Origin of the sequence: Methylomonas koyamae, assembly GCF_001644025.1 — a bacterium.
Lineage (GTDB): Bacteria > Pseudomonadota > Gammaproteobacteria > Methylococcales > Methylomonadaceae > Methylomonas > Methylomonas koyamae_A.
Genome location: NZ_LUUK01000122.1, coordinates 1 through 9,314, shown reverse-complemented (window position 1 = coordinate 9,314; position 9,314 = coordinate 1). Strand labels below are relative to the sequence as shown.

Genomic DNA, 9,314 nt, shown 5'->3' with positions numbered 1-9,314 from the left:
TCGCCGGCGAATTGGTCGCGAACCGTAAACACCGAGGCACGCACGTATTCGCGGATTTCGGTCAATGCGCTTTCGTCGTCTTCGCCACCGACATCGCTGTCGATTTTGGTCAGTTCTATCATGTCGCGCATCACTTCGGCGGTATCGCCGGGCCAGTCCGCGTCGGTTTTAGCATAGCCAACCCCGAACAAAAAGCCCTGGCACCAGCAACGCAATGCCTCGACTTGTTCGTCGAGCGGCTCGGCTTCGTCGGGCATCAGCAAGTCGAACTCGAAACTCTGATCCTGATTTTCCAGGAGTTGCCGGGTCTTTTCGAACAAACCCGCCAAAAACTCGCGGTCTTCGTCGATCAATTCGAGGTCTTCGTCGAAGAGCTCGTGCAACCAATTGCCAAAGTCCGCGCGGGTTTCGACACACAACATACCGGTAGCGATACCGTGCGCTTCGGCGCCGCCCATATCGGCGTCGTGTTGCTCCAAAATGGCATTTAAGGTTTGATAAGTCATCTGGCTCTTGGCGCCTGGATAGGCTGTTTAATCACGAGGCTTATGCTAACATTGTTAAGAAATCCCGACGATTATACCGCCTTATCGGTTCAACTCCTCTCCGTGCTATGTCTCAAAGCGAAAAAGACCCGACTACCGAGCTCGAAGCGTTGGAAGCCAAGCTGGATGCGCTGATAGCACAATACAACCAAGTCAAAAACGAAAACAAGTCTTTGAAAATAAAACAGGATGCCCTGGTCAAGGAAAAAGCCAGATTACTCGAAAAAACCACGTTGGCCAAAGCCCGCGTCGAAGCGATGATCGCCCGCCTTAAGGCGATGGAGCACGATTCATGAGTAAAACGATGCAAGCCGTATCGTTAAACATCTTGGGCAAGGAATACAAAATCGCTTGCGCCGCCGAGGAAAAAGACACGCTGATCGATTCCGCCCGCGAACTGGATCGGCAAATGCGCAAAATCCGCGATACCGGCAAAGTCACCGGCGCTGATCGAATCGCGGTCTTGGCGGCATTGAATCTTGCCCACGACTTGGCATCCGGCAATAAGGCCGCAAGCTCCAGCCCGGATATGGCCGGCCGATTGGCGGATTTACGCCGCAAAATAGAAAACGTTTTGGAAACCCCTTAATTCGTTTAGAATAGTGACCCTATCTCCTGCGGCGTTCGAGCAGTACTGGGTGTTTCCTGAACCTGCATTTGCCCCGGAAGCTTTTTACCCGTCATGGTGTGCACGCCTGTTCACTCAGGAAGCCTGATTGACTGGATTTGGTTTCCACTTGAACCTCCGGTTCAAGGACGAAAGTATCAGACGGCGCAGGCGGGAGATTTTCTTGTTAGCCATACTCTGGCCGACCTCGATCCCATGACCGATGTCGCCGGCCAAGTCCTCATCTCAAATACCTGTAACACCCTTCCCGCAAGGCTTCACGGCTCAAGTTAACCGCGTAGCCCGGAAACGACGGCGCTTGCGTTACACGTTATAGGGCGTGGCAATCCAATCGCGCAACACCGCTTCGTCGCGCTTGGGCAAGTAGGCAAAATCGCCGGAAATATCGCGAAATACCGATTCGGCTATATGGGTTGATACCAAGCGGCCTTTCAACATGTAGAAAAACCAGGCGAACGGATGGCCGGCCTGCCGGTCGAAGCGGGTCAGCACATTGCTGAGAGCGCTACCTTTCTTACCGGCGAAATCTTCCAGATGCGGCAGATGATGTTTGTGGGTATTGACCAACTCGACGTTAACGATTTGCTCCCCGAAACGCCCGGTATGGGAATAGGGTCGAATGATCCAGTCTTCCGACATTCGAGCCACCTGCCCGGCGCTGCTGCGATTCCAATCGTCCATGAAGCGGCGCACCGAGTGCTCTCCGGGATGGCGCTCGTCTATCACGCCCATGAACAACGCCACGTCGGTTTTGCGCCGATAAGCGTAGCGCGAGTGGCCGAAACCGAAGCTCTCGATGCAAAACGGATGAATCGGATCGATAAACTCTTCCAAATCGTCCGGCGGATTGGCTTCGTCAACCAACATCCTATCCGAAACTTCGTGAGTCTTATCGATTTCGATCAGCGTAAAGTCTTCGGCCCTATCGCCGGTCTGCACGACAAAATACAGCGTTTTACCGGTCTGTTTGGTGGCGATCAGCTTTTGCTCAAGCGCATATTCGATCAGAGTCTGCAGATTCTGCCCGCACTCGATATAGGATCTCTCCACCCATTCGGTGATGTCGTTGGCGATCCGGGTGCCGTTCATGTCGACGACACCGCCAAGCTTGTACCACTCGTCGCCTATCATGGCCAGGCGGAGCGGGAAATCTGAAATCAGTTGTTGCAGCTTGTTTTGCAACAGTTCGTCGGTTTGACCAGGGATGATTTTTTTACAGCATTCGGCAATGTCTTGTCCGGCAATCGCGAGTCGGGCTTCAGTCATGTTCGGCTTTGGGGCTGTTAGTGGAATTCAAGCGTTGATGTACCAATTCTCGCACATCGGGTTCCGGGTCGTCCGCGAGCACCGTCAAACGGGCGGGATCGACCTTGGCAGCCGCAGTATAGCGCACCACCCAGTCCGGGTCTTGCAACATCGTCGCGGCATCGTCGGCCGGCATGCGCTCGACGACGATACGCCGCACGTCGGACGCGGGATCCTCGGCCATCAGTCCCAAGCTAACTTCCGGCAAACGTTCGGCGACCCGCTTGCGCACCTGCAAATCCTCATCCTTGATAAAGCGGAACAAGCGGCCGGGCGGCAAACGCTTCGCGACGGTCAAGCGAACGATATAATCCGGATCGTTCGCCAATAACTCGAGATGTTCGAGGTCGATGCGGTCGGCAACCGTCATCCGCACCTCCCGATCCGGGTCGTCTATCCAGCTCTGCAACTGCTGAGCCGGCAAGCGGAAGGCGACCGCCCGCCGCACGACCTCATCCTCGTCGTGTATCAGCGCCTGCAAGGCTTTCTGCGGGGCATAGCGTACCGCGATTGCTCGCCGCTCCCAGAATTTATCGTTCAAATAGTGCGTCGCATAGGCCGGATTGACCCGGAAAAACCGGTCGATTTGGCGGCCGCTATCGACGAACACGCAAGTGTCGCCAGGCATGCAACGCCCCATCAATAGCGTTTTGCCGCGGAAGGGACAGATACTGCAGTCACCTATCGGTGTAGAGTCGGGAGCGTCTGATTCCGCCATGCCGCACTCAATCCTCGATGACTTCGGCAATCACGATGCCGGTGGCATGATCGTAGTCGCGGGTCAGGCATAAACAGTGTTCACGGCCATCCACCAGATACAAATTAAAACCCCGCCCCTCAAGCACAGGTTCGTTATTGGGAATGTCGTCGTCCATGCAATAGGTGAAATGGATGTCGGTGTAGGCTTCGCGTAGCATACCGACGACCGTTTCGTTAAGGACTTCGCTGCCAATTTTACCGGCGATTTCTTGCAGTTGTTCGGGTTTGATCATGAAGTGGATTCCTGTTCGAGACTGATACGGCGGCCCGCGCGGATGCCCATCGATTTGGCCAACCAAGGCGGCGGCGCATCGGCGAGGACGGTTTGCAATTGATTGAGTAATTCGGAGACGACGGCGCCCAGTTCGGTCTTGATCGGGTGTATGCCGAATTTAACGACTTTAGCCGCCGCCGGACCACCGATGGACGCGGTGTAGAGCACCCGGCAATCGGCGATTAACTCCGCGCGGTAAGTATTCTTGTCGGCATGACGCCGCTGAGCATCCATGTCCACACTGCGGATGTCGATTAACCGAGCTTCGTCCGCGGACACCTGATAGATCAAAAACTGGCGGCAAGAGCCGAAATGGCCGGCGATCCGAGTCGGATCGTCGCTGACCACGGCCACCAATATCGAGCCGGCGGCATCGGCCGGCAAGGTTTGCGGCTTGGGCGGATCGGGAAAGGCGATGCTTTGCAATATCCCCAGCGTTAAACGCACGGTTTGCGGGTCCGCCGAGATCCCGAAATTGCTCAGCGCCTGACGGAAGCGGTCCTCGCCAAGCTCAGCCAGCGTGTTGCCGTCCAATACCGGCCCCACGCAAGCATGCAAAATCGACACAAATAATTTGGGAGCGGTATCGGGCAGGGCTCGAGACGCCAACCCGATACGCAAAGCCAGTTCCCTCGTCAAGGCGGACTGGCGCATGGCACTATGCCACTAACGGCAATATGCAATTGTCAATCGGGCAAACCTTAACGCATTGCGGTTCGTCGAAGTCACCATTGCACTCGGTGCAGGTTTTTTTGTTGATTTCGAACACCACCGCGCCTTCCTTGATCGAGTCGGTTGGGCACACAGGTTTGCAATCACCACAGGAAATACATTCCTCGGCAACAATGTAGAGAGTCATGCTTTATTCCTCCGCTAATCGCTTGGCTTGCAATGTGGTTGGGATCTTCGGTGGAGGACTCATCGGTTCGAAGTAATATTTTGAGCCATCACCCAACGTGACTTCGCCGCCCCATTTGTCCTCGCCATCGAATTCTAACGATTCTATGGTTTCTTCCAAGTCTTTTTTGGCAACATAGAACAGCAGTTTACCATCTTCGCGTTTTCTGAGCATGACGCTGGGCATAGATTTCTCCAAACGAAAGCGGGGGCAAACTCGCATTTGCCCCCGCGGATAAACGATTTGTTAACGGATCAAATCGTAATTGTAGTCGGTCGTTCCCATACCGCGGGTTTCCTTATCCAACTGCTCCAGTACCGCGTTAACCAGCGTAGTCAGCACGTACATCGCGCCTTCGTAGCCCAAGGTGGTCATACGGTGCAAGTGGTGACGGTCGAAAATCGGGAAGCCGATCCGAATCAGCGGCACTTCGAACTCCTCGCCTTTGTACATGGTATCCCGTTGGATGAATTTACCGTAGGAATTGCCGATCATGAAGTCCGGTTTATTGGTAAACATCAACGAACGGAAGTGCCACAAGTCGCGACCGATGTGCACGGTAGCGGTTTGACCGTAAGGCGACGCTTTCAAGATTTCTTCGCAAGCTTTTTTCCAGCGTTTGTTGGCGTGGTTAACCAACACGTCGGTGACTTCCGCGCCAAACTCCAGCAGCATTTTGGTCATACCCAACGCGAAGTCGGCATCGCCGTACAATGCGAATTTTTTGCCGTGCAACCAAGCGTGCGAGTCGGTCATCATATCCACCAAACGACCGCGTTCGACTTCCAGTGATTTCGAAATGGGTTTGCCGCTTAGTTCGGAAACTTTCATCAGCAATGCGTCGGTCCATTCCAAGCCCATCGGAATGTTCAGTTTCGGCACGTCGTGGTTCCAAGTGGTTTCGGCGAATTTCTTGGTTTTTTCCAACTGCCAAGGTTGCAGCAACACGGTGGTAATCGCGTTCGGCGCATCCTTGATTTCGTCCATCGTGGTACCGCCGGAGTACATCCGGAAAGTACCGTCCGCCGGGGTATCCAATACTTCGGTCGGATCGCTCAGCATCGTATAATCGACACCCATTTCTTTCATCATCCGGTGGATGACGCGGTAGTTACCCAAATAGGTTTCGAAGCCGGGTACGAAGTTGATCTTGCCGTTTTTGCCGGGCTCCTTGCCTTCCATCGTTTTCAGCGTGAAGTAGCGCGCCATGCCTTCGAACATGTTGTCCCAACCGGTGGTGTGGCTACCGACGAAGCTTGGGGTATGAGCGAATGGCACCGGGAAATCTTGATCAACATGGCCTTCTTTCTTGGCGTTGTTGATAAACGCGTTCAAGTCGTCGCCGATCACTTCCGCCATGCAAGTGGTGGATACCGCGATGATGTCCGGCTGATATAGGGCTTTGGCGTTTTCCAAACCCGCGAACATGTTTTTCTGACCACCGAATACCGCCGCGTCTTCGGTCATGGAGTCGGAAACGCAGGAAACCGGCTCTTTGAAATGGCGGTTGAAGTAGGTACGGAAGTAAGCCACGCAACCTTGCGAACCGTGGACATACGGCATGGTTTTTTCGAAACCCAGAGCGCACAACACGGCACCCAGCGGTTGGCAAGCTTTAGCCGGATTGATCGTGATCGCTTCGCGGCTGAAGTTCAATTCTTGATATTCCTTAGTCGTCGTCCATTCGAATACTTCGTCAATGGTATCTTGCGGGTGACGCTCTTCGTACATCGCGCGTTTGTTGGCAAGATTTTCCTTGTATTCGTCGGTTCGAAACAAGGGATAACTAGGGGCTATTTTGTCGACATTTTGGCTCATGATAATCTCCTAAACGCGCCACTAATCTGTGGTCCGGCGTTGATTGGATTTAGTCGGGCTGCTTTGTCCAGGCAGCCCGATCTTCGAAAGGCAGGGTACGCCCATTGCCCCGAGGAGCGATGGCGCGTGCCCTACGGCATCATCGCATTCGCTATTAAGCGACCGCTTTTACCGCTTCGCTCTCAGACGCTTCGGTTTTCCAAGGCGCCTTGATTTGTTTCCAGCATGGGTTATTCAGCGTCATGTCCATATCGCGGGCGAAGATGGCGAAGCCGTCGTAGCCGTGGTATGGGCCTGAGTAATCCCAAGAGTGCATTTGCCGGAATGGGATACCCATTTTTTGGAAAATGTACTTTTCTTTAATACCGGAGCCAATTAGGTCAGGTTGAACTTTTTTGACGAACTCTTCGAATTCGTAGCCGGTGACATCGTCATACAACAGCGTGGCGTTGCCGATTTCCTTGATGGTACGATCGTAGTCGTCGTTGTGACCGAACTCGTAACCGGTACCAACTACTTCCATACCCAAGTCTTCGTAGGCGCCAATCACGTGACGAGGACGCAAACCGCCGATGTACAACATCACGCGTTTGCCTTGCAGACGCGGTTTGTATTTAGCGATAACGGCTTCGTATTCCGCGCTGTAGCGAGCGATCACGCGCTCCGCGCCTTGTTTGATGTTGTCGTCGAAGTGAGCGGCGATTTTACGCAACGATTCGGCGATTTTGGTTGGGCCGAAGAAGTTGTACTCGATCCAGGGAATGGAATATTTTTCTTCCATATGCCGAGCGATGTAGTTCATCGAACGGTAGCAGTGGATCAAGTTCAATTTCACTTTCGGGGTGTTTTCGATCTCGGCGATGGTACCGTCGCCGGACCATTGCGCGACCACTTTCAGGCCCATTTCTTCCAACAGGGTACGCGAAGCCCAAGCGTCGCCACCGATGTTGTAGTCGCCGATCACGGCTACGTCGTATGGACCGACCTCGTAAGCGGGTTGTTTGCCGTCGCTTTTATCCAAAACCCAGTCGCGGATGGCGTCGTTGGCGATGTGGTGACCCAAAGATTGGGAAACACCGCGGAAGCCTTCGCAACGCACAGGTACAACGGTTTTGCCGATGTCTTTGGATTTAACCTTGGAAACCGCTTCGATGTCGTCGCCGATCAGACCGATCGGGCACTCGGATTGAATCGAAACGCCTTTGTGCAAAGGGAACAAAGCTTCGATTTCATCGATACATTTGGCCAGTTTTTTGTCGCCGCCGAATACGATGTCTTTCTCTTGGAAATCGGAGGTAAAGTTCATCGTACCGAAGGTGTTGACACCAGTGGTACCGACATAATAGTTACGGCGGCCGGCGCGGGAATATTGACCGCAACCGACTGGACCGTGGGAAATATGGATCATGTCCTTGATCGGGCCCCAAACCACACCTTTGGAACCGGCATACGCGCAACCACGAATGGTCATTACGCCCGGCAACGATTTGCGGTTTGAAGTGATGCATTTGTTGGATTTTTCCAACTCGTGGTCGTTGACCGCCAAGTGTTTCGCGCGGTCTTTTTTGGCTTTCTCGGGATAGACTTCCAGCACTTCTGCGATCAGCGCTTCGGTCTCTTCTCTTGTCATGGCTGCCATGATGTTATCCTCCTAATGTCGTGGGCAATCCCCCAACAGACAGTTTTTGGGAACAGATAGGGTGGCGGACGGCAAGCCGCCCGCCGGTTTCTAGCAAGACTTATTCTTCGGCAGCGGTTTTACCGATCAAAGTTGCGTCTTCTTCTTCCATCAAACCGAAGTTCATCAACAACTCTTCCAACTCGTCCATCGTGATCGGAGTAGGGATCACCAAGTTTTTGTTGTGCAGAACTTTTTGAGCCAAAGCGCGGTATTCGTCGGCTTGTTTCGCGGTTGGTTCGTACTCGATAACCGTCATACGACGGATTTCAGCACGTTGTACAACGTTGTCGCGTGGTACGAAATGGATCATTTGAGTGCCCATTTGTCTTGCCAATTCTTCGATCAGTTCGTCTTCACGAGCTGTTTGACGAGAGTTGCAGATCAAACCGGCCAAACGAACGCCGCCTGAGTTGGCGTATTTGACGATACCTTTAGCGATGTTGTTGGCAGCGTACATAGCCATCATCTCGCCAGAGCAAACGATGTAAATTTCTTGCGCTTTGTTTTCGCGGATAGGCATCGCGAAACCGCCGCAAACAACGTCACCCAATACGTCGTAGAATACGAAGTCGAGTTCGTCGTCGTATGCGCCTTCCTCTTCCAGGAAGTTGATCGCGGTGATAACACCACGGCCAGCGCAACCAACTCCTGGCTCTGGACCGCCTGATTCAACGCATTTCACGTCGCCGTAGCCGACTTTCAATACGTCTTCCAGTTCCAAGTCTTCGACGCTACCAGCTTCGGCAGCCAAATGCATGATGGTGGTTTGCGCTTTTGAGTGCAGGATCAAGCGAGTAGAATCGGCTTTAGGATCGCAACCGACGATCATCACTTTTTTACCGGCTTCCGCCAGAGCGGCAACCAGGTTTTGGGTTGTGGTGGATTTACCAATACCACCTTTACCGTAAATAGCACATTGACGTAATTTCGCCATGACTTTCTCCTCTTGTGGGCTTTGTTAATAACAACCCTACTACAGCAATGGGCGTGCCAGTTTGCCGGAGTTACTCATAACACTGATTTATAAAGGATTTTTTAACCAAAAAACGCCTAACAATGTAGTCGTATACCCAACATTTTGTATTGGCCACTGTCGTTTTACTCACAGCCTACGTGTGGTTATTGCAACGATGCCCTTCGAATGGCTTCAAACCTTTGGCGCCACGGTCTCGATAGGTGTCGCCAATACCGTTTTATCCGGCTTTCGGCTTTTCGACCGATGCTATATATAACGTTGAAACGGCGTTAAGCCGGATCAGCTCGGCCGGCGCCGATTTCGTTCCCAAGCTCACGCGCCGAGAGTATCTCCATGACCGATTCAACGTTTTCGCCGTGGCCTTACGGCAAACACTCGCGCTATTGGTCGCGCCGTTAATCTGGCTGATAATCCTAAAAAGAGCAGTTTG

At 53.1% G+C, this 9,314-nt stretch carries 12 protein-coding genes and 1 other RNA gene; 3 read left to right on the top strand and 10 right to left on the bottom strand.

Features of this window, described 5'->3' with window-relative positions; all coding sequences use genetic code 11:
* A partial coding sequence (locus A1355_RS09230; RefSeq protein ID WP_064027267.1) for a UPF0149 family protein occupies window positions 1-506 on the bottom strand: 506 nt, incomplete at its 3' end.
* Window positions 507-613: 107 nt separating this feature from the next.
* On the opposite strand from A1355_RS09230, the gene A1355_RS09225 reads away from it, so the two are divergent.
* The 3 genes from A1355_RS09225 to ssrS all read left to right on the top strand — a co-directional run bounded on the left by A1355_RS09225 (window position 614) and on the right by ssrS (window position 1,334).
* Complete coding sequence (locus A1355_RS09225; protein ID WP_064027264.1) at window positions 614-841, top strand: TIGR02449 family protein; 228 nt, start codon at window positions 614-616, stop codon at window positions 839-841.
* Window positions 838-1,134 (top strand): cell division protein ZapA, encoded by a 297-nt coding sequence (locus tag A1355_RS09220; RefSeq protein WP_064027262.1) that lies wholly within the window; start codon window positions 838-840, stop codon window positions 1,132-1,134. The genes A1355_RS09225 and A1355_RS09220 overlap by 4 nt, the downstream gene beginning before the upstream one ends.
* A 20-nt stretch (window positions 1,135-1,154) precedes the next feature.
* A non-coding RNA gene (ssrS, locus tag A1355_RS09215) (6S RNA) lies at window positions 1,155-1,334 on the top strand.
* Between the two features lie 142 nt (window positions 1,335-1,476).
* Here ssrS and A1355_RS09210 read toward each other — a convergent pair.
* The 9 genes from A1355_RS09210 to nifH all read right to left on the bottom strand — a co-directional run bounded on the left by A1355_RS09210 (window position 1,477) and on the right by nifH (window position 8,842).
* Complete coding sequence (locus tag A1355_RS09210; RefSeq protein ID WP_064027260.1) at window positions 1,477-2,439, bottom strand: hypothetical protein; 963 nt, start codon at window positions 2,437-2,439, stop codon at window positions 1,477-1,479.
* Window positions 2,432-3,196 (bottom strand): 4Fe4S-binding leucine-rich repeat protein, encoded by a 765-nt coding sequence (locus A1355_RS09205; RefSeq protein WP_064027258.1) that lies wholly within the window; start codon window positions 3,194-3,196, stop codon window positions 2,432-2,434. The genes A1355_RS09210 and A1355_RS09205 overlap by 8 nt, the downstream gene beginning before the upstream one ends.
* A gap of 7 nt (window positions 3,197-3,203) precedes the next feature.
* Window positions 3,204-3,470, bottom strand: a complete 267-nt coding sequence (locus tag A1355_RS09200; protein WP_064027256.1) for a DUF6129 family protein — start codon at window positions 3,468-3,470, stop codon at window positions 3,204-3,206.
* The gene (locus tag A1355_RS09195) at window positions 3,467-4,165 is read right to left on the bottom strand and encodes a NifB/NifX family molybdenum-iron cluster-binding protein (RefSeq protein ID WP_064027254.1); all 699 of its coding nucleotides are present in this window, start codon (window positions 4,163-4,165) and stop codon (window positions 3,467-3,469) included. The genes A1355_RS09200 and A1355_RS09195 overlap by 4 nt, the downstream gene beginning before the upstream one ends.
* Window positions 4,166-4,169: 4 nt before the next feature.
* Window positions 4,170-4,370: a 4Fe-4S binding protein gene (locus tag A1355_RS09190; protein WP_064027252.1), complete on the bottom strand. Its 201-nt coding sequence runs from the start codon at window positions 4,368-4,370 to the stop codon at window positions 4,170-4,172.
* Between the two features lie 3 nt (window positions 4,371-4,373).
* Window positions 4,374-4,595, bottom strand: a complete 222-nt coding sequence (gene nifT, locus A1355_RS09185; RefSeq protein WP_064027250.1) for a putative nitrogen fixation protein NifT — start codon at window positions 4,593-4,595, stop codon at window positions 4,374-4,376.
* Window positions 4,596-4,655: 60 nt separating this feature from the next.
* On the bottom strand, window positions 4,656-6,227 hold the full coding sequence (gene nifK, locus A1355_RS09180) for a nitrogenase molybdenum-iron protein subunit beta (RefSeq protein ID WP_064027248.1): 1,572 nt from the start codon (window positions 6,225-6,227) through the stop codon (window positions 4,656-4,658).
* A gap of 154 nt (window positions 6,228-6,381) precedes the next feature.
* Window positions 6,382-7,866, bottom strand: coding sequence for a nitrogenase molybdenum-iron protein alpha chain (gene nifD, locus A1355_RS09175; RefSeq protein ID WP_064027246.1), 1,485 nt, complete (start codon window positions 7,864-7,866; stop codon window positions 6,382-6,384).
* Window positions 7,867-7,966: 100 nt separating this feature from the next.
* Window positions 7,967-8,842, bottom strand: a complete 876-nt coding sequence (nifH, locus tag A1355_RS09170; protein WP_064027244.1) for a nitrogenase iron protein — start codon at window positions 8,840-8,842, stop codon at window positions 7,967-7,969.
* Window positions 8,843-9,314: the final 472 nt, after the last annotated feature.

Excerpts from the sequence above, each read along its gene's own strand:
- nifD (WP_064027246.1), bottom strand. The coding sequence starts at position 7,866 with ATGGCAGCCATGACAAGAGAAGAGACCGAAGCGCTGATCGCAGAAGTG.
- nifK (WP_064027248.1), bottom strand. The coding sequence starts at position 6,227 with ATGAGCCAAAATGTCGACAAAATAGCCCCTAGTTATCCCTTGTTTCGA.
- A1355_RS09200 (WP_064027256.1), bottom strand. The coding sequence starts at position 3,470 with ATGATCAAACCCGAACAACTGCAAGAAATCGCCGGTAAAATTGGCAGC.
- A1355_RS09225 (WP_064027264.1), top strand. The coding sequence starts at position 614 with ATGTCTCAAAGCGAAAAAGACCCGACTACCGAGCTCGAAGCGTTGGAA.
- nifT (WP_064027250.1), bottom strand. The coding sequence starts at position 4,595 with ATGCCCAGCGTCATGCTCAGAAAACGCGAAGATGGTAAACTGCTGTTC.
- A1355_RS09195 (WP_064027254.1), bottom strand. The coding sequence starts at position 4,165 with ATGCGCCAGTCCGCCTTGACGAGGGAACTGGCTTTGCGTATCGGGTTG.
- A1355_RS09205 (WP_064027258.1), bottom strand. The coding sequence starts at position 3,196 with ATGGCGGAATCAGACGCTCCCGACTCTACACCGATAGGTGACTGCAGT.
- A1355_RS09210 (WP_064027260.1), bottom strand. The coding sequence starts at position 2,439 with ATGACTGAAGCCCGACTCGCGATTGCCGGACAAGACATTGCCGAATGC.
- A1355_RS09220 (WP_064027262.1), top strand. The coding sequence starts at position 838 with ATGAGTAAAACGATGCAAGCCGTATCGTTAAACATCTTGGGCAAGGAA.
- A1355_RS09190 (WP_064027252.1), bottom strand. The coding sequence starts at position 4,370 with ATGACTCTCTACATTGTTGCCGAGGAATGTATTTCCTGTGGTGATTGC.
- nifH (WP_064027244.1), bottom strand. The coding sequence starts at position 8,842 with ATGGCGAAATTACGTCAATGTGCTATTTACGGTAAAGGTGGTATTGGT.